This window comes from Klebsiella sp. 2019SCSN059 (assembly GCF_021739525.1).
Taxonomy (GTDB): Bacteria; Pseudomonadota; Gammaproteobacteria; order Enterobacterales; family Enterobacteriaceae; genus Klebsiella; species Klebsiella quasipneumoniae.
This window is the reverse complement of sequence record NZ_JAKKOM010000020.1, coordinates 25,798-49,586: the sequence shown is the minus strand read 5'-3', so window position 1 is coordinate 49,586 and position 23,789 is coordinate 25,798. Positions and strand designations below refer to the sequence as shown.

General features: G+C 56.2%; 23 protein-coding genes. 12 read left to right on the top strand and 11 right to left on the bottom strand.

Annotated elements, in window-relative coordinates; genetic code table 11:
- Window positions 1-499: 499 nt before the first annotated feature.
- The 10 genes from rpmH to L2I46_RS19000 all read left to right on the top strand — a co-directional run bounded on the left by rpmH (window position 500) and on the right by L2I46_RS19000 (window position 8,610).
- Window positions 500-640, top strand: coding sequence for a 50S ribosomal protein L34 (gene rpmH / locus L2I46_RS19045; RefSeq protein WP_000831330.1), 141 nt, complete (start codon window positions 500-502; stop codon window positions 638-640).
- A gap of 15 nt (window positions 641-655) precedes the next feature.
- Window positions 656-1,015: a ribonuclease P protein component gene (gene rnpA, locus L2I46_RS19040; RefSeq protein WP_004151535.1), complete on the top strand. Its 360-nt coding sequence runs from the start codon at window positions 656-658 to the stop codon at window positions 1,013-1,015.
- Complete coding sequence (yidD, locus tag L2I46_RS19035; RefSeq protein WP_004151536.1) at window positions 979-1,236, top strand: membrane protein insertion efficiency factor YidD; 258 nt, start codon at window positions 979-981, stop codon at window positions 1,234-1,236. Before rnpA ends, yidD begins: the two co-directional genes overlap by 37 nt.
- 2 nt (window positions 1,237-1,238) lie before the next feature.
- Window positions 1,239-2,885 (top strand): membrane protein insertase YidC, encoded by a 1,647-nt coding sequence (gene yidC, locus L2I46_RS19030; protein ID WP_023291460.1) that lies wholly within the window; start codon window positions 1,239-1,241, stop codon window positions 2,883-2,885.
- A 122-nt stretch (window positions 2,886-3,007) separates the two neighbouring features.
- Window positions 3,008-4,372, top strand: coding sequence for a tRNA uridine-5-carboxymethylaminomethyl(34) synthesis GTPase MnmE (gene mnmE, locus L2I46_RS19025; protein ID WP_023291461.1), 1,365 nt, complete (start codon window positions 3,008-3,010; stop codon window positions 4,370-4,372).
- Window positions 4,373-4,490: 118 nt separating this feature from the next.
- Window positions 4,491-4,910, top strand: coding sequence for a GNAT family N-acetyltransferase (locus tag L2I46_RS19020; RefSeq protein ID WP_023291462.1), 420 nt, complete (start codon window positions 4,491-4,493; stop codon window positions 4,908-4,910).
- A gap of 99 nt (window positions 4,911-5,009) precedes the next feature.
- Window positions 5,010-6,194 carry an MFS transporter gene (locus tag L2I46_RS19015; RefSeq protein WP_065805541.1) on the top strand — a complete coding sequence of 395 codons (1,185 nt, stop codon included), beginning with the start codon at window positions 5,010-5,012 and terminating at the stop codon, window positions 6,192-6,194.
- On the top strand, window positions 6,163-7,122 hold the full coding sequence (yidZ, locus tag L2I46_RS19010; RefSeq protein ID WP_004202291.1) for an HTH-type transcriptional regulator YidZ: 960 nt from the start codon (window positions 6,163-6,165) through the stop codon (window positions 7,120-7,122). Before L2I46_RS19015 ends, yidZ begins: the two co-directional genes overlap by 32 nt.
- A gap of 309 nt (window positions 7,123-7,431) precedes the next feature.
- Window positions 7,432-8,007 (top strand): 4'-phosphopantetheinyl transferase family protein, encoded by a 576-nt coding sequence (locus L2I46_RS19005; protein WP_072096716.1) that lies wholly within the window; start codon window positions 7,432-7,434, stop codon window positions 8,005-8,007.
- Window positions 8,008-8,043: 36 nt separating this feature from the next.
- Entirely contained in the window at window positions 8,044-8,610 is a 567-nt protein-coding gene (locus tag L2I46_RS19000; protein WP_023291465.1) for an NADPH-dependent FMN reductase, read from the top strand.
- A gap of 45 nt (window positions 8,611-8,655) precedes the next feature.
- Here L2I46_RS19000 and L2I46_RS18995 read toward each other — a convergent pair whose 3' ends face one another.
- A complete protein-coding gene (locus L2I46_RS18995; RefSeq protein WP_023291466.1) occupies window positions 8,656-9,993 on the bottom strand; it encodes an NCS2 family permease in 1,338 nt (445 codons plus the stop codon).
- A 169-nt stretch (window positions 9,994-10,162) separates the two neighbouring features.
- Between L2I46_RS18995 and yieH the strand changes: the two genes are divergently transcribed.
- On the top strand, window positions 10,163-10,828 hold the full coding sequence (yieH, locus tag L2I46_RS18990) for a 6-phosphogluconate phosphatase (protein WP_236948144.1): 666 nt from the start codon (window positions 10,163-10,165) through the stop codon (window positions 10,826-10,828).
- A 176-nt stretch (window positions 10,829-11,004) separates the two neighbouring features.
- Here the strand turns inward: yieH and L2I46_RS18985 are convergent, their stop codons facing one another.
- The 9 genes from L2I46_RS18985 to glmU form a co-directional block, all read right to left on the bottom strand.
- On the bottom strand, window positions 11,005-12,171 hold the full coding sequence (locus L2I46_RS18985; protein ID WP_236948143.1) for an esterase: 1,167 nt from the start codon (window positions 12,169-12,171) through the stop codon (window positions 11,005-11,007).
- 38 nt (window positions 12,172-12,209) lie between these two features.
- Window positions 12,210-13,841 (bottom strand): carbohydrate porin, encoded by a 1,632-nt coding sequence (locus L2I46_RS18980; protein WP_236948142.1) that lies wholly within the window; start codon window positions 13,839-13,841, stop codon window positions 12,210-12,212.
- 475 nt (window positions 13,842-14,316) lie between these two features.
- On the bottom strand, window positions 14,317-15,042 hold the full coding sequence (gene phoU / locus L2I46_RS18975; RefSeq protein WP_004145007.1) for a phosphate signaling complex protein PhoU: 726 nt from the start codon (window positions 15,040-15,042) through the stop codon (window positions 14,317-14,319).
- Between the two features lie 50 nt (window positions 15,043-15,092).
- Window positions 15,093-15,866, bottom strand: a complete 774-nt coding sequence (pstB, locus tag L2I46_RS18970; protein ID WP_004145006.1) for a phosphate ABC transporter ATP-binding protein PstB — start codon at window positions 15,864-15,866, stop codon at window positions 15,093-15,095.
- A 46-nt stretch (window positions 15,867-15,912) separates the two neighbouring features.
- The gene (gene pstA, locus L2I46_RS18965; RefSeq protein ID WP_023291470.1) at window positions 15,913-16,803 is read right to left on the bottom strand and encodes a phosphate ABC transporter permease PstA; all 891 of its coding nucleotides are present in this window, start codon (window positions 16,801-16,803) and stop codon (window positions 15,913-15,915) included.
- Complete coding sequence (gene pstC, locus L2I46_RS18960; RefSeq protein WP_004145004.1) at window positions 16,803-17,762, bottom strand: phosphate ABC transporter permease PstC; 960 nt, start codon at window positions 17,760-17,762, stop codon at window positions 16,803-16,805. The genes pstA and pstC overlap by 1 nt, the downstream gene beginning before the upstream one ends.
- Before the next feature lie 127 nt (window positions 17,763-17,889).
- Complete coding sequence (gene pstS / locus L2I46_RS18955; protein ID WP_023291471.1) at window positions 17,890-18,930, bottom strand: phosphate ABC transporter substrate-binding protein PstS; 1,041 nt, start codon at window positions 18,928-18,930, stop codon at window positions 17,890-17,892.
- Window positions 18,931-19,269: 339 nt separating this feature from the next.
- Complete coding sequence (glmS, locus tag L2I46_RS18950) at window positions 19,270-21,099, bottom strand: glutamine--fructose-6-phosphate transaminase (isomerizing) (protein WP_023291472.1); 1,830 nt, start codon at window positions 21,097-21,099, stop codon at window positions 19,270-19,272.
- A 184-nt stretch (window positions 21,100-21,283) separates the two neighbouring features.
- Window positions 21,284-22,654: a bifunctional UDP-N-acetylglucosamine diphosphorylase/glucosamine-1-phosphate N-acetyltransferase GlmU gene (gene glmU / locus L2I46_RS18945; RefSeq protein WP_023291473.1), complete on the bottom strand. Its 1,371-nt coding sequence runs from the start codon at window positions 22,652-22,654 to the stop codon at window positions 21,284-21,286.
- Window positions 22,655-22,841: 187 nt separating this feature from the next.
- On the opposite strand from glmU, the gene L2I46_RS18940 reads away from it, so the two are divergent.
- The gene (locus tag L2I46_RS18940; RefSeq protein WP_236948141.1) at window positions 22,842-22,979 is read left to right on the top strand and encodes a hypothetical protein; all 138 of its coding nucleotides are present in this window, start codon (window positions 22,842-22,844) and stop codon (window positions 22,977-22,979) included.
- A 370-nt stretch (window positions 22,980-23,349) separates the two neighbouring features.
- Here the strand turns inward: L2I46_RS18940 and L2I46_RS18935 are convergent, their stop codons facing one another.
- Window positions 23,350-23,769 (bottom strand): F0F1 ATP synthase subunit epsilon, encoded by a 420-nt coding sequence (locus L2I46_RS18935; RefSeq protein WP_004107274.1) that lies wholly within the window; start codon window positions 23,767-23,769, stop codon window positions 23,350-23,352.
- Window positions 23,770-23,789 lie beyond the last annotated feature (20 nt).

Here is a 23,789-nt window from a genome sequence, read left to right as displayed (position 1 = left end):
GAACCGCTATCTGCGGTTATTTCCCGCTGCGGATCCGTGGATCGCGATCGGGACCGGGGATCATAGCCTAAACTGAGAAAGAGATCTTGTGTTTCTCAACAGATTCTTCCCGATTTATCCACAGGAAGGATCGAAACCGGGTAAGTGTAATCGATCCTGGGAAGAGTGAAGCACGATTTCCGCCGCATATTGGAAAAATTAATGAGCTATGCCGCTTTTGGGCGGAAACGATCTAACAAAGATCCTTCAGGATCCTTGCGCTTTACTGGCCAGGCCGTATAATCCCCCACCCGGCGCGTAATGCCCGTTTTCGTCACGCGTCTCAGCTTATTTTTTGTGCGACGAGGTGCGAGAAATAAGGAAAGAGAATTGACTCCGGAGTGTACAATTATTACAATCCGGCCTCTTTAATCACCCACGCTGAGGCGTAAGTCGTTCGAAGTTCGTTCGGGTCTACGCAAAAGTCAGTGAATTTATTCAAGTTTAGGTAGAAATCGCCATGAAACGCACTTTTCAACCGTCTGTACTGAAGCGCAACCGTTCTCACGGCTTCCGTGCTCGTATGGCTACTAAAAATGGTCGTCAGGTTCTGGCACGTCGTCGTGCTAAAGGCCGCGCTCGTCTGACCGTTTCCAAGTAATAAAGCTAACCCTGCGTGGTTAAGCTCGCATTTCCCAGGGAGTTACGCTTGTTAACTCCCAGTCATTTCACTTTCGTCTTCCAGCAGCCACAACGGGCTGGCACGCCGCAAATCACCATCCTCGGCCGCCTGAATTCGCTGGGGCATCCCCGCATCGGTCTCACCGTCGCCAAGAAAAACGTGAAACGCGCACATGAACGCAATCGGATTAAACGTCTGACGCGTGAAAGTTTTCGTTTGCGTCAACATGAACTCCCGCCAATGGATTTCGTGGTGGTGGCGAAAAGAGGGGTTGCCGACCTCGATAACCGTGCTCTCTCGGAAGCGTTGGAAAAATTATGGCGCCGCCATTGTCGCCTGGCTCGCGGGTCCTGATCGGCCTGATTCGAGTTTATCAGCGCCTGATTAGTCCGCTACTCGGGCCGCATTGCCGTTTCACCCCAACCTGTTCTCAATACGGAATTGAGGCCTTACGCAGGTTTGGAGTGATAAAAGGCAGTTGGTTGACGATGAAACGCGTATTAAAATGCCACCCTTTACACCCTGGTGGTGACGATCCCGTCCCGCCTGGACCATTTGATACCAGAGAACACTAACGATGGATTCGCAACGCAATCTTCTTATCATCGCTTTGTTGTTCGTGTCTTTCATGATCTGGCAAGCCTGGGAGCAGGACAAAAATCCGCAACCCCAGCAGCAGACCACGCAGACTACGACCACAGCAGCGGGTAGCGCCGCCGACCAGGGCGTACCGGCCAGTGGCCAGGGGAAACTGATTACGGTTAAAACTGATGTGCTTGATCTGACCATCAACACCCGCGGTGGTGATGTTGAGCAAGCGCTGCTTCCGGCTTACCCGAAAGCGCTGAAATCGACTGAACCGTTCCAGTTACTGGAAACTACGCCACAGTTTATCTACCAGGCGCAGAGCGGCTTAACCGGTCGTGACGGCCCGGATAACCCGGCTAACGGCCCGCGTCCGCTGTATAACGCTGATAAAGATGCGTATGTACTGGCTGATGGCCAGAACGAAATCGTTATTCCGCTGACCTATACCGACAAAGCCGGCAACGTCTTCACCAAGACCTTCACCCTGAAACGCGGTGATTATGCCGTGAACGTGGGTTATAGCGTGCAGAACGCCAGCGAGAAACCGCTGGAAGTCTCGACCTTCGGTCAGCTGAAGCAGACCGCCGCGCTGCCGTCCAGTCGCGATACGCAGACCGGCGGCCTGTCCACGATGCATACTTTCCGTGGCGCAGCGTTCTCCACCGCGGATTCGAAATACGAAAAATACAAATTCGATACCATCCTGGACAATGAAAACCTGAACGTCAGCACCAAAAACGGTTGGGTTGCCATGCTGCAGCAGTACTTCACCACCGCGTGGGTGCCGCAGAATAACGGGACGAATAACTTCTACACCGCCAACCTCGGCAACGGCATTGTCGCTATCGGCTATAAATCTCAGCCGGTACTGGTGCAGCCTGGTCAAACCGACAAACTGCAGAGCACGCTGTGGGTCGGCCCGGCGATTCAGGACAAAATGGCTGCCGTCGCGCCGCACCTGGATCTGACCGTCGACTACGGCTGGCTGTGGTTCATCTCCCAACCGCTGTTCAAGCTGCTGAAATTCATTCACGGCTTCCTCGGCAACTGGGGCTTCTCGATTATCGTCATCACCTTTATCGTTCGTGGCATCATGTACCCGCTGACCAAAGCGCAGTACACCTCCATGGCGAAGATGCGTATGCTGCAGCCGAAAATTCAGGCCATGCGCGAGCGTCTGGGCGACGATAAACAACGTCAAAGCCAGGAGATGATGGCGCTGTATAAAGCGGAAAAAGTGAACCCGCTGGGCGGCTGCTTCCCGCTGATTATCCAGATGCCAATCTTCCTTGCGCTGTACTACATGCTGAGCGCCTCGGTAGAACTGCGTCATGCGCCGTTTATCCTGTGGATCCACGATCTGTCTGCGCAAGACCCGTACTACATCCTGCCGATCATCATGGGCGCGACGATGTTCTTCATCCAGAAGATGTCGCCGACCACCGTGACCGACCCGATGCAGCAGAAGATCATGACCTTTATGCCGGTCATCTTCACGGTGTTCTTCCTGTGGTTCCCGTCTGGCCTGGTGGTGTACTACATCGTCAGCAACCTGGTGACCATTATCCAGCAGCAGCTGATTTACCGTGGTCTGGAGAAGCGTGGCCTGCATAGCCGCGAGAAGAAGAAATCCTGATACTCTTCATTCTTCAAGCCAACGCATCTGCGACCTGGATAATTTAGAGTAGTTACGGTAACGTTAATGCCAGAGAAGGCGGTCAATGGACCGCCTTTTTTACATCTACATAGAGAGTCACCATGAGCCATAACGACACTATCGTCGCCCAGGCAACCCCACCGGGACGCGGGGGTGTGGGCATCCTGCGTATCTCCGGCCTCAAAGCGCGCGACGTCGCGCAGGCGGTACTCGGCAAGCTGCCGAAGCCGCGCTATGCCGACTACCTGCCGTTCAACGACGTTGACGGTACGCCGCTGGATCAGGGGATTGCGCTGTGGTTCCCCGGGCCGAACTCCTTTACCGGGGAAGATGTGCTTGAGCTGCAGGGCCACGGCGGCCCGGTCATTCTTGACCTGCTGCTCAAACGTATTCTGACCCTGCCGGGCCTGCGCATCGCCAGACCGGGCGAATTCTCCGAGCGCGCGTTCCTTAACGACAAGCTCGACCTGGCGCAGGCAGAGGCCATCGCCGATCTTATCGACGCCAGCTCAGAACAGGCGGCGCGCTCGGCGCTGAACTCGCTGCAGGGGGCGTTCTCCGCGCGGGTGAACCACCTTGTGGAAGCGCTCACTCACCTGCGCATCTACGTGGAAGCGGCGATTGATTTTCCGGATGAAGAAATTGATTTCCTCTCCGACGGCAAAATTGAAGCCCAGCTGAACGAGGTGATGGTCGACCTCGACGCCGTCCGCGCCGAAGCCCGTCAGGGCAGTCTGCTGCGCGAAGGGATGAAAGTGGTGATCGCCGGGCGGCCAAATGCCGGTAAATCAAGCCTGCTGAACGCCCTGGCGGGCCGCGAAGCGGCGATCGTCACCGACATTGCGGGCACCACCCGCGATGTGCTGCGCGAGCATATCCATATCGACGGCATGCCCCTGCATATCATTGATACCGCGGGCCTGCGCGACGCCAATGACGAAGTGGAGCGTATCGGCATCGAGCGCGCCTGGCAGGAGATTGCGCAGGCTGACCGGGTGCTGTTTATGGTCGATGGCACCACCACCAGCGCCGTTGACCCGGCGGAGATCTGGCCAGATTTTATCGAGCGCCTGCCCGCTAAACTGCCGATTACCGTGGTGCGCAATAAAGCCGATGTTACCGGCGAAGCGCTGGGTATCAGCGAAGTAAATGGCCACTCACTGATCCGCCTGTCGGCACGCACCGGCGAAGGCGTCGAGGTGCTGCGTAATCACCTCAAGCAGAGCATGGGCTTCGATACCAATATGGAAGGCGGCTTCCTCGCCCGCCGTCGCCATCTGCAGGCGCTGGAAGAGGCGGCGAACCATCTGCAGCAGGGCAAAGCCCAGCTGCTGGGCGCCTGGGCCGGCGAGCTGCTGGCGGAAGAGCTGCGTCTCGCGCAGCAGGCGCTGAGCGAGATCACCGGGGAGTTCACCTCCGACGACCTGCTGGGCCGCATCTTCTCCAGCTTCTGTATCGGCAAATAACGTTTAGTCCGTAAACGTTCACTCACCCGCATTAGCGCCGCGTTAATGCGGGTTTTTTCTTGCCCTTTGCGGCGCAACGTTCTCTACTTTTATCTCCCCCTAACCACGAGACTAAAGCATGACCGTTGAATATACCGTGATCGAGAAGGTGCCCTCCGCCGAAGCGTTTTGCCACCTGCGGGTGGTAGCGGGCATGTCGCCGCGCCCCGTAGAAGGCGCCAGAGCCGGGCTGCCGCAAAGCTGTTATGGCGTACATATCCTCTGGCAGGAGACGCCGATCGCCATGGGGCGCATCGTCGGCGACGGCGCGATTAATTTCGACATTGTCGACGTCGCCGTCGATCCGGCTCACCAGGGGAAGGGCCTTGGCCGGCTGGTGATGGAGAAACTGGTCGCCTGGCTGGATGCGAACGCCTTTGACGGCGCCTACGTTACGCTGGTGGCGGATGTTCCGGAGCTGTACGCGAAGTTTGGCTTCGAAAGCGTTCGGCCGGAAAGCGAAGGGATGGCCCGCGTCTGGCGACGCCGGGGCCGCTAGTTCGCGTTTCCTGCCAGGAAAATAGCGTTGTCCAAATGGCAACTCGTCTTGCGGAGCGTATCTCACTATGCTGAACGCCATTCACATCGCGAGGATCTCATGACACGCTTTCTTCTCTGCAGCTTTGCCCTGGTTCTGCTCTATCCCTCCGGCATCGATATGTATCTCGTCGGCCTGCCGCGTATTGCTCAGGATCTGGGAGCCAGCGAGGCGCAATTACATATCGCCTTCTCGGTCTATCTGGCCGGAATGGCCTCCGCGATGCTGTTTGCTGGCCGTATCGCCGACCGCTCGGGGCGCAAGCCTGTCGCCATTGTGGGCGCGGCGATCTTTGTTATCGCCTCCCTGCTCTGCGCGCAGGCGCACACCAGCAGCCACTTCCTTACCGGACGCTTTATCCAGGGAATCGGCGCCGGCTGCTGCTACGTGGTGGCTTTCGCTATTCTGCGCGATACGCTGGACGACCGTCGGCGGGCCAAAGTGCTGTCGTTGCTCAACGGCATTACCTGCATCATCCCCGTTCTGGCGCCGGTGCTCGGCCACCTGATCATGCTGAAATTCCCGTGGCAGAGTCTGTTCTACACCATGATCGGCATGGGGGTAACGGTGGGTTTACTGGCGGTATTTATCCTGCGCGAGACGCGTCCGACGGAGCCTCCGCAGACGGCTATGCCGCAGCATGGCGCGGATGAATCGCTGTTGAATCGCTTTTTCCTCAGCCGCATTCTCATCACCACCCTCAGCGTAACGGCGATCCTCACCTACGTGAACGTCTCGCCGGTACTGATGATGGAGGAGATGGGGTTCGATCGCGGCACCTATTCCATGACGATGGCGCTGATGGCGATGGTCAGCATGGCGGTCTCCTTCTCGACGCCGTTCGCCCTGTCGCTGTTTAAACCGCGCACCCTGATGATAACCTCGCAGCTGCTGTTCCTGGCGGCAGGCGTGGCGCTGAGCCTCGCCACCCACCAGGCCGTCACCCTGGTCGGGCTGGGCATGATTTGCGCCGGCTTCTCCGTCGGCTTCGGCGTCGCGATGAGCCAGGCCCTGGGGCCATTCACGCTGCGCGCCGGTGTCGCCAGCTCGGCCCTCGGCATCGCGCAGGTGTGCGGTTCGTCGCTGTGGATATGGCTCGCCGCTATCATCGGACTCAGCGCAATGAATATGCTGATCGGGATACTCATTGCCTGTAGCATAGTGAGTCTTGTTCTGCTACTGGTCGCTACCCCACCGCGGGTTGCGCAACACGATGAAGAAGCCGCTTTCGAGTCTCGATCTTAATTTACTCCTCTGCCTGCAGCTCCTGACCCAGGAGCTCAGCGTTACCCGTACGGCGAAGCGGATGAACGTTTCGCCCTCGGCGGTGAGCAAGTCGCTGGCCAAACTGCGCGCCTGGTTTGACGATCCGCTGTTTGTCAAAACGCCGCTGGGCCTGGCGCCCACGCCGCTGGTCAGCAGCATGGAGCAGGATCTGGCGGACTGGATGCAGATGGGCAACCAGATCCTCGATAAACCGCACCACACCATGCCGAGCGGCCTCAAGTTCGAGCTGGCGGCGGAAACGCCGCTGCTGATGATCCTGTTTAACACCCTCTCCCAGCGCATCTATCAGCGCTATCCGCAGGCATTGATTCGTTTGCGCAACTGGGACTACGACTCCCTAGACGCCATCATTCGCGGCGAGGTGGATATCGGCTTCTGCGGGCGCGAAAGCCATCCGCAGTCGCGAGAGCTGCTAAGCCTGCTGCCGTGGTATATCGATTTTGATGTGCTGTTCACCGACCTGCCGCAGGTCTGGCTGCGCGCCGATCATCCGGCACTCAGGGAGGAGTGGGATCTGGCGGCATTCTTACGCTATCCGCATATCACCATCTGCTGGGAACAACGCGATACCTGGGCGCTGGACGACGTGCTGCAGGAGCTGGGGCATAAACGTAACGTGGCGCTGACCGTGCCGGGGTTTGAGCAATCCCTCTTTATGGCGGCCCAGCCGCAGCACACCATGCTGGCCACCGCGCCGCGCTACTGCCAGCACTATAATCAGCAGCACCAGCTACCGCTGGTCTCCCGACCGCTGCCGCTGGAGCCGCAGCATCTGGAAAAGCTTCGCGTCCCCTTCACCTTGCTATGGCATAAACGCAACAGCTACAACCCGAAGCTTGTCTGGCTTAGAGATACGCTGAAAGCGCTCTATTCCGGTACGCTGTAAGCCTTGTTTCGTGCCCATAGCACCTTATTTGCGCAAGAATTTGTAAAATTCAAACAAATTCCCTTTTCAAGGGGGGATTTCGGCATTAAAACCTGTTAATACCAGGCGATAATAGCGCCCGCCGTTTTATTCAGACCATTACTCACGGAGCGACGTATGGCAACGCATTTTGCACGAGGGATACTCAGTACCGGGGAGCCGCTATCGACACGTTTGTCAGCGGCCTGTCATCAATCCGCACGTCGGCTCCCTGAATACCGGCAAGCCCGCTTTCGCGCTTCGCGGTCGCTGCTCGCCGAACTGCTGTTTATGCTTTACGGCATCAGCGAGCTGCCTGAAATCGTTAACGAAGCCAATGGCAGACCGGTTTTTAGCGATCGTCACCTTCCCCGCTTCTCTATCTCTTATACTGGCAATATCGTTGGCGTGGCGCTGACCACCGAGGGGGATTGCGGCCTCGACATGGAGCTGCAGCGCGCCGTTCGCAGCCACGACGCCGACCGGCAAAATTTCAGTAACAATGAGAATCTGTGGATTAACATTCAGCATGACCCGGACGAAGCGCGCAGCCAGCTGGTGGCGCTGCGCCGCAGCGTGCTGAAGCTGACCGGTGAGACATCAACGCAGCTGCAGCTGCTGCCTGGCTCCGGCCGCCTGCGTACCGCCGGCAGCCTGCCGATCGAAGCCGTCTGTGACGCCGAATCGCTGCTGGTGTGGTCGATTGCCGCTACCCCGAATATCGGCCCGCTGAAGGTCTGGGAGTATGATGCTAAGGGAGGCGACTGGCACAGCCTGGCGGACGCTCAGCGCCGCGCACGCGAACCCTCAGCCCGCCTGATGCGCTTTACCAGTCTGCCCACGGAAAAAACCTTATCCCTCAATTGACCGGTCTTGCCGGCAACATGATCCAAAGGAGCAATCATGTCAGATACCTTGAAAGTGGTTACGCTACTCGGCAGCCTGCGTAAAGGGTCGTTTAATGGAATGGTCGCGCGTACCCTGCCCGGCATCGCGCCGGCGGGTATGCACATCTCCGCGCTGCCGTCGATCGGCGATATTCCGCTGTACGATGCTGATATTCAGGAGGAAGAGGGATTCCCGCAGAGCGTGCAGGAGATTGCGCAGCAGATCCGCGAGGCGGATGGCGTGGTGATTGTCACCCCCGAGTATAACTATTCCGTGCCTGGCGGCCTGAAAAACGCCATCGACTGGCTTTCACGCCTGCCCGAGCAGCCGCTGTCCGGCAAGCCGGTGCTGATTCAAACCAGCTCTATGGGTGCCATCGGCGGCGCGCGCTGCCAGTATCATCTGCGGCAGATTCTGGTGTTCCTCGATGCGATGGTGATGAATAAACCGGAATTTATGGGTGGCGTGATCCAGAACAAAGTGGATCCGCAGTCGGGTGAAGTGGTCGATCAGAGCACCCTCGACCATCTGCGCGGCCAGCTGACTGCCTTTGGCGACTATATTCAGCGGGTTAAAGCATAAAAAAAGCCCGGCAGCGATGCCGGGCTTTTTCATCATACGTGCGGATTAATGTGCATCGATAAAGACAATCTTCAGCACAAACAGCAGCGAGACGATAATGACGCAAGGGCTGAGGTCGCGCAGACGGCCGGTGCCAATTTTCATCACGCAGTAGGAGATAAAGCCCAGGGCAATGCCTTCGGTGATCGAGAAGCTAAACGGCATCATCACCGCGGTGATAAACGCCGGTACCGCTTCCGTCAGGTCATCCCACTTCACGCGCGCCAGGCTTGAGGTCATCAGCACACCGACGTAAATCAGCGCGCCAGCTGCCGCATAGGCCGGAACCATCCCCGCCAGCGGAGAGAGGAAGATAACCAGCAGGAACAGGATACCGACGACCACGGCGGTCAGGCCTGTGCGCCCGCCCACGGAAACGCCGGAGGAGGATTCGATATACGCTGTTACCGACGAGGTGCCGATGAAGGAGCCTGCCACCGACGAGACGCTATCGACAAACAGCGCCTGCTTCATGCGCGGGAATTTACCGTTGGCGTCCGCCAGACCCGCTTTATCCGTCACGCCGATCAGCGTCCCGGAGGAGTCAAACAGGTTGACCAGCATAAAGGAGAAGATCACCCCGGCCAGGCCCAGATTCAGGGAGCCCGCCAGATCGACATGACCGATCACCGAAGTCACGCTCGGCGGCGCCGAGACGATTCCGGTGTAGTGTACATCACCCAGCATCCAGCCCAGCAGGGTGGTCACCACGATAGAGACCAGAACCGCGGCATGAATGTTGCGCGACGCCAGAATCGCGATGATAAAGAAGCCCAGCACGCCCAGCAGCACGCTGTGGGAGGTCAGATGACCAATGCTGACCAGCGTTTCCGGGTTTGCGACGATAACCCCGGCGTTCTTCAGGCCCATCATACCGATAAACAGACCGATACCGCTGGTGATGCCCACGCGCAGGCTCAGCGGAATATTGGCGATCATCCAGTAGCGTACGCGGAAGATCGTCAGCAGCAGCAGGCCGACGGCGCCCCAGAAAATCGCGCCCATCCCGACCTGCCACGGCAGGCCCATCGCCTGCACCACCACAAAGGCGAAAAAGGCGTTCAGGCCCATCGCCGGCGCCAGGGCGACCGGCAGGTTCGCGAACAGCCCCATCAGGATACTGCCGAAAGCGGCAATCAGACAGGTGGTCACAAACACGGCGCTGGTATCCATGCCCGCTACGCCAAGAATTTGTGGGTTAACAAAAACGATATACACCATCGTCAGGAACGTGGTGAAACCGGCGATGGCTTCCGTGCGCACCGTGGTGCCGTGCTCGCGCAGTTTAAATACGCGCTCCAGCAGACCCTGGCCAGAAGACTGGCTGGTTTGTTGTTGACTCATTATCGGTTTCCGAACGTAAGGAGGGAAAATTCGACGCTATCCTATACCAAATTACAGCACCAGGCGCGGTTGTATGGTAATTTTTTTCATTTATTTTGCTTATACGGCAACGATTGCGTCGCGGCATTGGACATGACGAAAACGTTAAACTTGTTAATATGGAATGGCTATGACTCAACCAGAAGCAGTATTTTTTGACTGTGACGGCACGCTGGTCGACAGCGAGGTGATTTGCTCCCGCGCCTACGTGCACATGTTCCAGGAATTTGGCATTACGCTGGAGCTGGCAGAGATTTTTAAGCGCTTCAAAGGCGTAAAACTGTACGAAATAATCGACACCATCAACGCCGAGCATGGCGTTAACCTGCAAAAGGCCACTCTGGAGCCGATTTACCGTGCGGAAGTCGCCCGCCTGTTTGATAGCGAACTGGAGGTGATTGCCGGAGCCCAGGCGCTGCTGGATGCGGTAAGCGTCCCGATGTGCGTGGTTTCCAATGGCCCGGTCAGTAAGATGCAACACTCTCTCGGCCGCACCGGCCTGCTGCGCCATTTCGCTGACCGGTTGTACAGCGGCTACGATATTCAGCGCTGGAAACCCGATCCGGCGCTGATGTTCCATGCCGCAAAGGCGATGAGCGTTAACGTTGAGAACTGCATTCTGGTTGATGATTCCAGGGCAGGTGCACAATCGGGAATAGCCGCCGGCATGGAGGTGTTCTACTTCTGCGCCGATCCGCACAACCCGCCCATCGCTCATCCCAACGTGACGACCTTTACCGATCTGGCTGCGCTGCCGGCATTGTGGAAAGCGCGCGGTTGGGATATCACTCGCTAGCCCCCGGCGTCGCCCAGCCGGGCGACGGTTGGCAGCAAAGGTAGCCCGGTAGCGCTATGATCTAGCCCAGAACAGGACGGCTGGCGACCGGCTATCTCTCCATCATCTTGGGACACAATCACTTTCATCTTGTCTTTCTTCACTCGCGGAAAGCGGGGGCTAAACGCCCCCACCGGCTATTTAAACAGTTTTTGCACAAACTCCGCGTAGGCCGGGCGCCAGACGTCCATTTCATGGTTCAGGCCGGGATAGGCGTGATAGTCAAAGTTGATCTTCTGTTTTTCCAGTTCGCTTTTCAGACCCGCGATGTCTTTGCCGGTTACGGAATCTTTTTCCCCGACGACCACGGTAAAGTTACGCAGCTGTTTATTGATCGCCTCAGGATGTTTCAGTTGCGCTTCCACACCGGCATTCGGCACCGTGGTGGTCGTGACGCCGCTAAACGTGGCGAGCCAGCCAAAGCTCTCCAGATGATTCATCCCGGAAACCAGCGCCTGATACCCGCCCTGAGAGAGGCCAGCCAGCGCCCGACCGTCGGCATCTTTACGCACGTTAAACCGGGCATCGATCAGCGGAATGATGTCCTGCATCAGCTCCTTATCCGCCGCCTGCGCATTCAGCGGATAGAAGGTTTTGCGTCGCTCCTGCGGCGGGAAGTTTTCCGCGATGGCTTCCGGGGTATCGGTTTCGGTATCCGGGACCACCACCAGCATAGGCTTGATCTTGCCCTCCGCCAGCAGGTTATCCATGATTTGCGGAATACGCCCCTGATCGATGGCCGACAGCCCGCTGTCGCCAAAGCCATGATAGAAATAGAGCACCGGCAGCGGCTCGCCGCTGCCGCTATAGTCCGGCGGCGTCCAGACATAGAGCCGCCGTTCCGCATTCAGCGCCTTCGAGTGATAGGTAAGGGTGCGCAGATCGCCGTGCGCGACCGGGCGATCGTCAAGAATACTGCCGGGAACCAGAATCAGGCTGGTGTTCACCTGACGCTGCGGCTTCTGATAGCGGCTGCCGGTATCCACCGAGCGGAAGCCGTCCACATCAAAATAGTATTCATAGAGATTGGGTTTCATTGGCTCGCTTTTCCATGTCCAGACCCCGTGGTCCGCTTTGGCCATGTCGTGCGAGACAAAGGTGTCCGGCGTGGCGCCTGTCACCACCGAAACCCGCCGGGCATCAGGGGCAAACAGGCGGTAAGTGATACTCTTATCCGCGTTAACCTGAGTGATAAAGTGGCTCACCGGCAGGGAGGGCTCGGGCATCGCTGGCAACGGTGCCGCCTGAATGGTGAACGCCGCGCCCGCCAGCGCGAGGGCGAAATAAATGGCATGTCGTTTCATCGTTATTCCTCTTACGTTGTGTCCGTTCTGTTATCGTCTCACCACCAGATTTCCGCCTGCGCCCCTACGGCAAACTGATCGTTTTTACCGTCTTCAAAAATGTGGGTGGTGTTATTCGCGGCCTTATCCAGGTCGATATCCTTCGCTTTAATATAGGTGGCATAGAAGCGAATTTCCGGGCGCGAGGTCAGCATACTGGTATTAACTTTGAAGGTATGGAACAGCGTGGTCTTATAGCCGGACTCGTTATATTTCTTGCCGGTCACATCTTTGTTTTGCTGCCTGAAGTACCCCAGTTCGACGCCGGTCTGGTTATATTTATTCCAGATATAGGCCGGCCGCAGGACCGTACGGATGGATTCAAAATCGGAGTGGGCCCCGGTCTCGTAGCTGTAAACGTCGTTGCCAAAGGAGTAAACGATGGCATTCGCCATAATAATGTCATCGCGTAAATAGGTTTCCCCTTGCGAGGTTAAGCGCACGGCGGTGCCATTGGTATGGTCGCCATAATAGCGACCGTTAAAGGTGGTATAGGGGCTGGATCCGGCATAGCGCGAGAAGCTGCTGGCAATGGAGTTATTCGCCAGCAACAAAGAAAATTCGTTAAAGCCGCCGTGAGCAAATTTTTGCGTTAACGAGGTGCCGGCCATCCAGGTATCTTTCCATGGATAATAGCCTTCATTGCCCTCTTTATATTTCTCAGAAGAACTTTGGTTGGCGGCGACATAGCGTCCACTGACCATCAGACTGGCTTTATCCCACAACGGGATCTCTTTGTAACGGATATCGAGGGTATTGGTGTTAATTTGCTGCTTATTGCTTAAAGAACGATCGTAGTCATCAACATCCTCCCGGACCAGCGCGATATTGAATTTCCCGGCGCCTACCTGCCAGTTTTCCAGCCCCACGCCAGCCGCCGCATCGGTTCTCTGCGTTTTCCAGTCCAGCATCTGGATCTCGATTTTTGGCGCACCGTGTTTGCCGACCCAGAAATCGGCTTCCGGGGCAAACGGCAGGAATCCTTTGGTGTTAACGTACATATCCGAGAACTGGATGTAGTTTTCGCCGCCGGCATTGTCACCAAACCAGCCAGTGGAATACTGCTGGCCAACGTTCCCGTCGAGCATCACGATGGCGTCGACGCGTTTATCACCTTCCTGAAACACCCGCTGCTTCAGCTGCAGATCGAACCAGCCGGAATATTCATTGCCCAGACGGCCAAGCGAGCCAATGGCCCACGACTTTGGCGAGCCATGCGAGGCGGTTCCCCAGCCCGAGCGGAAGTAGCCGTTATAGCTAAAGCCAATTTCATCTTTGACGAACTTGCTAAAGTCTTTCAGCGTCATCGCGCCGTAGGCTGGCGCGCCGTCTGTGGCAGGTTGTTGATTTTTGACCAGTACCGCATCCGGTTTCACTGCTGCTTTCGGTCCTGCCGCCGCCGCGACGGTGCGCGTCTGGCTCTCTGCAGGCGAAGACCATGTGGCCCAAATCTGGTCTCTTTTTCTCTCCTGGTCCTGATATTTTTTGAGCTCTTTTTGCGTATCGCTAAGCGCTTTTTCCAGCAACTCAAGCCGTTGCTCTACCGTCAACTGGCTCGCGAACAGCGTGGTTGAATAACAAAGCGGCGCCAGCAATACCATCGCCGAAGCGATCCTGGTTTTTCTAAACATAATATTCCCTTATATAAATGTTGGCATAAATAAATACGACAGCGACAAGCGTCGCGCGGGTTCTAATAGCTGTATCCATACCGCTTAAGGGCGCGAGGGCTGTTATTTTTGCGGTGAGAAAAAAGCAAAAAAACCCGAAGAAGACGATCTGCCTAAACAGATAATCCTCTTCAGGTTTTGCCCGCGCATCGCGGTAGCAACCCTTATTAATTCATTCTTAGCGCGCATAAAAAAACCTGATATCGCCGCCGTGGGGGGGCAATATCAGGTTTTGCCTGCTGTCGCAGTAACAATCCGTTTAAAACATTCTGAGCTTGCGCGCTCAGTCAGTGGATACTGATTGTTACGCGATAAAATGAAGAACTCAAACGGGCAGCCTGTTAATTGTGACGATAATCGCAGCAATATCGCTGCCGCTGGAGGAATCATATCTAATTCTGATAAATCCATTTATCAGAATTAAACAAAATGATTATTACTCTTTCGGATCTTTTCCGGCGAGCAGTTTATCCAGTTCATCGCCGCCCACATGACGGAAATCCTGGCCTTTGACGAAGTAGAAAATATATTCGCAAATATTCTGGCAGCGGTCGCCGATACGTTCGATGGAGCGCGCGCAGAACAGCGCCGTCAGAACGCTGGGGATAGTGCGCGAGTCTTCCATCATGTAGGTCATCAGCTGACGCACGATGCCTTCATACTCCTGGTCGACTTTCTTGTCTTCGCGATAGATACGTACCGCCTCGTCGAGATCCATACGCGCGAAGGCATCCAGCACGTCATGCAGCATCTGCACCGTATGGCGGCCCAGCGATTCGAGGCTCACCAGCAGCGGCTGGTGCTGCTGGGAAAACTTCTCCAGCGCGGTACGGCAGATTTTATCCGCCACGTCGCCAATGCGTTCCAGCTCAGCGATGGTCTTGATGATCGCCATCACCAGGCGCAGGTCGCTGGCGGTCGGCTGGCGCTTGGCGATGATGCGCACGCAGGCTTCATCGATCGCCACTTCCATCATGTTGACCTGCTTGTCGCCGTCAATCACGCGTTTCGCCAGATCGCTGTCCTGGTTATGCATGGCGGTGATCGCATCAGAAAGCTGTTGCTCCACCAGCCCACCCATGGTCATCACCTGGGTGCGGATATACTCCAGTTCAGCGTTGAACTGGCCGGAAATATGTTTGTTAAGATTTAGGTTGTCCATGGTGTCTCCTGATTGCCCAACTGGTGAGAGCCTGAAAGCACAAGGGCAAATCAACCGTAGCGGCCAGTAATATAATCTTCAGTTTGTTTCTTCGCGGGCTTGGTGAACAGGTCATCCGTGTTGCTGAACTCAATCAGCTCGCCAAGATACATAAATGCCGTATGGTCGGAGCAACGCGCAGCCTGCTGCATGTTGTGAGTCACGATAACGACGGTGTAATCCTGCTTCAGCTCGGTAATCAGCTCCTCGATACGCCCGGTAGAGATCGGGTCCAGCGCTGAGCAAGGTTCATCAAGCAGCAGGACTTCCGGGCGGATCGCGATACCGCGGGCGATGCACAGGCGCTGCTGCTGACCGCCGGAGAGAGAATACCCGCTCTGGTGCAGTTTATCTTTGGTTTCATTCCATAATGCGGCTTTGGTCAACGCCCACTGCACGCGCTCATCCATATCGGCACGGGACAGCTTTTCAAACAGGCGCACGCCGAAAGCGATGTTGTCGTAAATGGACATCGGGAACGGCGTTGGCTTCTGGAATACCATGCCAACCTTGGCACGCAGCAGGGCGATATCCTGGGTGTTGGTCAGAATGTTGTCGCCATCCAGCAGGATCTCGCCTTCCGCGCGCTGCTCCGGATACAGTTCAAACATTTTGTTGAACGTACGCAGCAGGGTGGATTTACCACAGCCTGACGGACCGATAAACGCCGTCACCTGGTTTTTGGTGATATCCAGGTTGATGTTCTTCAGGGCATGGAATTTACCGTAGTAGAAGTTCAGGTTGCGAACTGAAATCTTACCCGGGGCTGTATTCACCATACTCATCTCAATCTCTTCCTCATTCAGCGCAGCTGTCGCTGCGCCGCAAAAATTAACCGTGTTTCTTCTTGGCGAAGATAACGCGCGCCAGAATGTTCAGCAGCAAGACGCACAGGGTGATAATCAATACCCCGGCCCATGCCAGTTGCTGCCACTCCGCAAACGGACTCATGGCAAATTTGAAAATGGTCACCGGCAGGTTGGCAATCGGCTGCATCATGTCGGTGCTCCAGAACTGGTTGGACAGCGCGGTAAACAGCAGGGGCGCCGTTTCCCCGGCGATACGGGCGATAGCCAGCAGGATCCCGGTCATAATCCCCGAGACGGACGCTTTCAGGGTGATCGCCGAGATCATCTTCCACTTCGGCGTACCCAGCGCATAGGCCGCTTCACGCAGGCTATCCGGCACCAGTTTCAGCATGTTTTCGGTGGTACGAATAACGATAGGCACCTGCAGCAGCGCCAGGGCGATCACCCCCGCCCAGCCGGAGAAGTGCTGCATCTGCGCCACCACGATGGTGTAGACGAACAGACCAACCACGATAGACGGCGCGGAAAGCAGAATATCGTTAATAAAACGGATAATTTCCGCCAGCACCGACTTGCGGCCATACTCCGCCAGATAAATTCCAGCGAGGATACCCAGCGGCGTACCAAAGATAGTCGCCCACAGGATCAGCAGGCCGCTGCCGGCGAGGGCGTTGGCCAGACCGCCGCCCGCGGTATTCGGCGGCGGCGTCATTTCGGTAAACAGCGCCAGGCTCATGCCGTCGAAGCCGCGGGTTATCGTCGCCATCAGGATCCAGATAAGCCAGAACAAACCAAACGCCATGGTGGCCATCGACAGCGCCAGGGCGATACGGTTCTTCATGCGGCGTTTAGCCTGCATCTTGCGGCGAGACTCCGCCAGCTCGGCGGTGCTTTGCATTTCAATGGTCGCCATTAGCGTGCTCCCTCATTCTTCGCGAGGCGCATAATCATAAACTTCGACGCCGCCAGAACGATAAAGGTGATAACGAACAGGATCAGACCCAGTTCCATCAGCGCCGCCACGTGCAGACCGGTTTCGGCTTCGGCGAATTCGTTGGCCAGCGCGGAGGTAATGCTGTTCCCCGGCATATACAGCGATATGCTGTCGAGCTGGTAGGTGTTACCGATGATAAAGGTGACCGCCATGGTTTCACCCAGCGCACGGCCCAGACCGAGCATCACGCCGCCGATCACCCCGTTCTTGGTGAATGGTAAAACGATGCGCCAGATCACTTCCCAGGTGGTGCAGCCGATGCCATAGGCCGACTCTTTCATCATCACCGGCGTCTGTTCGAAAACATCACGCATTACCGCGGCGATATAAGGGATGATCATGATGGCCAGAATAACGCCAGCGGCGAGAATACCGATACCAAACGCCGGGCCAGCAAACAGCGCGCCGACGAACGGAATAGTCGACAGGACGTTACCGACAGGCTCCTGGAAGTAAGTCGCAAACAGCGGGGCGAAAATAAACAGGCCCCACATGCCATACACGATACTCGGGATCGCGGCCAGCAGCTCAATCGCAATGCCCAGCGGACGCTTGAGCCAGGCGGGGGACAGTTCCGTCAGAAACAGCGCGATGCCGAAGCTCACCGGTACGGCGATCAGCAGCGCGATAAAGGAGGTCACCAGGGTCCCGTAAATCGGCACCAGCGCGCCGAAGATTTCGTTGGGCGCATCCCACTCTTTGGTCCACAAAAAGGCAAAGCCAAACTTTTGAATGCTCGGCCAGGAAGAGATGATCAGGGAAACGATGATGCCGCCCAGCATCAATAGCACAATCAGCGCAGCCAGTTTTACCAGCGCACTGAAAATCATGTCACCCTTTTTCCCCGGAGGGGTAAATGCAGGCTTGGTTGCAGCCATAGATTACTCTTTACGTATTAAAGCTTGTTCGAATAAATGCCCGGTGGCGTTCGCTTCCGGGCCTACAGTCTGAACCGTAGGGCGGGCAGCGCTGAACGCCCCCGCCATCTTCGTCAAAAATCTACTGTTAGTACAGCGCTTTACCGCTGCTGTCTTTGACGTTGGTTTTCCATGCCGCACGAACCTGCTCAACCACGCTTTCCGGCAGCGATGCGTAATCCAGCGCATTCGCTTCTTTCCCGCCGTTTTTATACGCCCAGTCGAAGAACTTCAGCACTTCAGCGGTCTGCTCAGGCTTGTTAGTCGCCTTATGCACCAGAATGAAGGTGGTTGAGGTGATCGGCCATGCATTTTCACCCTTCTGGTTAGTCAGGTCCTGAGCGAAAGACTTGCTCCAGTCAACGCCTTTTGCGGCGTTAGCGAAGTTGTCTTCAGTCGGGCTAACCGGTTTGCCATCGGCAGAGACCAGTTTGGTGTACGCCAGATTGTTTTGTTTGGCGTAAGCGTATTCGACGTAACCAATCGAGCCCGGCAGACGCTGAACAAAGGCGGCGATACCGTCGTTGCCTTTACCGCCAAGACCGGTTGGCCAGTTAACGGTAGAGCCTGCGCCGATTTTCGATTTCCACTCTTCATTCACTTTGGACAGGTAGCTGGTGAAGACGAAGGAGGTACCGGAACCATCGGCGCGGCGAACCACGGCGATATTCTGCGACGGCAGCTTCAGACCCGGGTTGAGTTTAGCGATCGCTTCGTCATCCCATTTTTTAATTTTACCCAGATAGATATCGCCGAGGGTTTTGCCATCCAGCACCAGCTCGCCGGATTTCACGCCAGGCAGGTTAACCGCCAGCACCACGCCGCCGATCACGGTCGGGAACTGGAACAGACCTTCCTGGGTCAGTTTGTCATCAGCCAGCGGAGCATCAGAAGCACCGAAATCAACGGTGTTGGCAATAATCTGCTTAACGCCACCAGAGGAACCAATACCCTGGTAGTTCACTTTATTGCCGGTTTCTTTCTGATAGGTGTCAGCCCATTTGGCATACACCGGCGCAGGAAAAGTTGCACCTGCGCCAGTCAGGCTTGCTGCTGCGAAAGCAGAGAAAGCGCTCATCGATAAGGTCGCGGCGACAACTGTTGCGACGGTGGTACGCATAACGTTCATAATGTCTCCTGCTGGGATTCGTAAATCATTGTTTCGAGGCTATGGTGAGCAAAATAGGTCAAAGAGGTGACAGTAAAATGTACGAATTATGACAGTTTTATGACAGGCCGGGAGAAGGGATTTTTCGTCAAATAATACACTTATAACTCAAAGGGTTACCTGCAAGCATGACCATACAATGACGGAATAATTTTCTTTTTATGACAGCCAAATCGCAGTGCAAAACGATCGTTTGTCGTCTATCGCCATCCCACATATTGCGCACAAGATCGGCGAAAAACAGCAGGTGAAAATAAAAAAGGGCCACCGCCGGCAGCCCTTTGCAAAAGAGGTAATACGTTACTCAACCGTGACCGATTTCGCCAGGTTACGCGGCTGATCAACGTCTGTGCCTTTGATCAGCGCAACGTGATAAGCCAGCAGCTGCAGCGGCACGGTGTAGAAGATGGGGGCGATGGTCTCTTCGACATGCGGCATCTCAATGATGTGCATGTTGTCGCTGCCGTTGAAGCCGGCGTCACCGTCGGCGAAGACGTACAGCTCACCGCCGCGGGCGCGAACTTCTTCGATGTTGGATTTCAGTTTTTCCAGCAGCTCGTTGTTCGGCGCCACCACGATCACCGGCATTTCCGCATCAATCAGCGCCAGCGGGCCGTGCTTCAGCTCGCCCGCCGCGTAGGCTTCCGCGTGAATGTAGGAGATCTCTTTCAGCTTCAGCGCCCCTTCCATGGCGATCGGATACTGATCGCCGCGGCCGAGGAACAGCGCATGGTGCTTATCAGAGAAACGCTCTGCCAGCTGCTCAATACGCTTGTCCTGAGAGAGCATCTGCTCGATACGACTCGGCAGCGCCTGCAGGCCGTGGACGATATCATGCTCAATGGACGCATCCTGACCTTTCAATCGCGCCAGTTTCGCCACCAGCATCAGCAGCACCGTCAGCTGAGTGGTAAAGGCCTTGGTCGAGGCCACGCCAATTTCCGTTCCGGCTTTGGTCATCAGCGCCAGATCGGATTCGCGCACCAGCGACGAGCCCGGCACGTTGCAGATGGCCAGCGAGCCGAGATAGCCCAGCTCTTTCGACAATCGCAGCGCCGCCAGCGTATCGGCAGTTTCACCGGACTGGGAAAGGGTGATCATCAGGCTGTTACGACGCACCGCGGACTTGCGATAGCGGAATTCGGAGGCGATTTCCACATCGCACGGCACGCCGGCTAACGCTTCAAACCAGTAGCGGGAGACCATCCCGGAGTTATAGGAAGTCCCGCAGGCAACAATCTGAATATGTTCGACCTGAGCCAGCATTTCATTGGCGTTCGGCCCCAGCTCGCTGAGATCGACTTCGCCGTGGCTGATACGCCCGGTCAGGGTGTTCTTAATCGCGTTCGGCTGTTCGAAAATCTCTTTCTGCATATAGTGGCGATAGATACCTTTATCGCCGGCGTCATACTGCAGATTGGATTCGATCTCCTGCCGCTTCACTTGCGCAGCGGATTTATCGAAAATCACCACCGAGCGACGAGTCACTTCCGCAATATCGCCCTCTTCGAGGAAGATAAAGCGGCGGGTAACCGGCAGCAGCGCCAGCTGGTCGGAGGCGATAAAGTTTTCACCCATGCCCAGACCGATAACCAGTGGGCTACCGGAGCGGGCCGCCAGCAGAGTTCCCGGGTCGCGGGTATCCATGATGACGGTGCCGTAGGCGCCGCGCAGCTGCGGGATGGCGCGCAGCACGGCTTCACGTAAGGTACCACCTTGTTCCAGCTCCCAGTGCACCAGATGGGCGATAACTTCGGTATCGGTCTCAGTGACGAAGACATAGCCGCGAGACTGCAGCAGTGCGCGCAGCGGCTCGTGGTTTTCGATGATCCCGTTATGGACCACCACAATGTGTTCAGAAACATGCGGATGCGCATTGCTCTCAGACGGTTCGCCGTGCGTCGCCCAACGAGTATGGGCGATCCCGGTACCACCGTGTAACGGTTGCTCTTCGACCGCCTGAGCCAGCATCTGTACCTTACCCAGGCGACGCACGCGGGTCATATGACCTTCGCTGTCGACTACCGCCAGACCGGCAGAGTCATAGCCACGGTATTCCAGACGACGTAAACCTTCGAGAAGGATTTCAGCAATATCACGCTGCGCGACTGCGCCAACAATTCCACACATAGTTAAATTTCCTGATAATGGCGATATGCCATGCGTTGTCGCTGACCTGTATTTGCCCGTTTTCCGGGCGCCCCGAGCCTTGTAGAGAGTGGGGTTATTGTTATGGTACTGCCTGCGGACGGGGATCTATATTGACCCTCTCATCCTGGTTCGCCGGGCGTTTTACCCCCGGCGACAATCCTGTTTATTTTTTCTTCACCGGACGCTGCCAGCCCTGTTTGTGGACCTGCGGTACGCGGCTCAACACCAGTTCGTTATCGGCGATATTGCGTGTGACGGTGGTGCCGGCGGCGATCGTGACGCCATTGCCTACCGTGACCGGGGCCACCAGCTGGGTATCCGAGCCGACAAAGACATCATCGCCAATAATCGTTTTATGTTTATTCGCGCCATCATAGTTGCAGGTGATGGTGCCCGCGCCGATATTGACGTTATCACCGATCTCCGCATCGCCCAGATAGGTCAGATGACCCGCCTTGGAGCCTTTGCCGAGACGCGCCTTTTTCATTTCCACGAAGTTGCCAACGTGGGCGCCTTCCAGCAGTTCGGCGCCCGGGCGCAGACGGGCAAATGGGCCGATGGTGCAGGCCGCCTGCAGCCGGGCATCTTCCACCACGCTGTAGGGGCTGATTTCGCAATCATCGCCGATAGTGCTGTTTTTAATCACACAGCCGGCGCCGATTTTCACGCGATCGCCCAGCACGACGCGGCCTTGCAGAATAACGTTAGTATCGATCTCCACATCGCGCCCGTGCTGCAGCGTACCGCGCAGATCGAAACGCGCCGGATCGCGCAACATCACCCCCGCCAGCAGCAGCTTTTCCGCTTGCTCAGCCTGGTAGACGCGCTCCAGGCGCGCAAGCTGCAGGCGATTGTTGACGCCTTCGACTTCGCTCAGGCGCTGGGGATGCACGGCAACGATCTCGTGACCTTCCTGATGCGCCATGGCGATGATATCGGTGATGTAGTATTCGCCCTGGGCGTTGTTATTGGTGAGCTTCGCCAGCCAGCGCTTGAGATCTGCTCCGCCGGCGATCAGGATCCCGGTGTTAATTTCCTGAATCTGGCGCTGCGCCTCGCTGGCATCTTTGTGCTCAACGATGCCTGTCACCTGGCCATTCTCACGGGTAATGCGGCCATAGCCGGTTGGATCATCCAGCTTCACCGTCAGCAGACCAATCCCGCCCTGCGGTTTCGCGGCGCGCAGGCGCTGTAGCGTCTCGACGGAGATCAGCGGCACGTCGCCGTAGAGCATCAGGATGTCTTCATCATCATTGAAGAACGGCGCCGCCTGCTGCATGGCGTGCCCGGTTCCTAGCTGCTCGGCCTGCAGCACCCAGTTCAGGTTGTCTTCATGCAGCGTCTGACGCAGCAGATCGCCGCCGTGGCCGTACACCAGGTGTACCGCACATGCGCCTAAATCGTTAGCGGCATCAATGACATGCTGCACCATTGGCTTCCCGGCCAGGGTATGCAGCACCTTAGGAAGATCGGAATACATGCGGGTCCCTTTGCCTGCGGCAAGGATAACCACGCTCATCGCACTATTTGACATACTCATCCTGACGGTAGTTAGAACGAAAAGTAAAAGCCTTTCACGTTGAAATTTCTACATATTTTTCATCATAAAACGAGACGTGGAGAAAACGTCCAGGCTCACGGCTATACACCATTTTATGACGCTATTTTTAACCACTGCAAATCAGTTTAACGCTGAAAAAGGAGGGTAGGGAGGATAATCATTGACTATCTCACTGCTTTTGCTGTTTTTTCGTCACCTGAATAAAGCCGCTGCGGAAAGCGGTTTCAGCACCCATAGCGGGAAGAACCAGGATAATCGTCGCCAGTCGCTGGCGGGGGGAGGGCGGCAAAGTGATTGATGTAGTGATTAAAAACGAAAGGCCACCGTCAGGTGACCTTCTTTGCCCGGTTTCACATCGCCAGTGTTGTCGTTTTGATGGGCGATACGTCGTGTCAGCGGGGGAGATAGCGCGGAGCTTAGAAGCTCAGGACGCTAAATTTAGCGATGATTTTATGGAACAGTTTCATGATGAATTCCTGACGCAGGTGCAATTTGATAACGCTATTTTATGTGACACACATCACATAAAACAGAGTCTACGCTTCATCATTTAACTAATCAATAACAATTAAGGGTGAACTCTGTTTTCACTTCATCTGCTCGTCAGCAGCTGGCCATAAAAAAAGCCAGCCTGGAAACCAGACTGGCTTTTTACGTTCAAGCCGGTGTTACATCGCTTTTTTGGTCAACTCGATAACGCGCAGTTTAGCGATCGCTTTGGCCAGTTCCGCGGACGCCTGAGCGTAATCCACGTCACCATGAGAGCTCTTAATGTGCTCTTCAGCCTTACGTTTCGCTTCCAGGGCTCGCGCTTCGTCGAGATCCTGGCCACGAATTGCGGTATCCGCCAGGACGGTCGTGCTACCCGGCTGCACTTCAAGAATGCCGCCTGACAGGTAGATAAATTCTTCGTGACCGTGCTGCTTAACGATGCGAATCATACCAGGCTTAATGGCGGTGAGCAGCGGCGCGTGCCCCGGGTAAATACCCAGTTCACCTTCGCTACCCGTTACCTGGATTTTCTCGACCAGACCAGAGAACATTTGTTTCTCTGCGCTGACGACGTCCAGGTGGTAAGTCATTGCCATATCACCCTCCGATTAAGGCG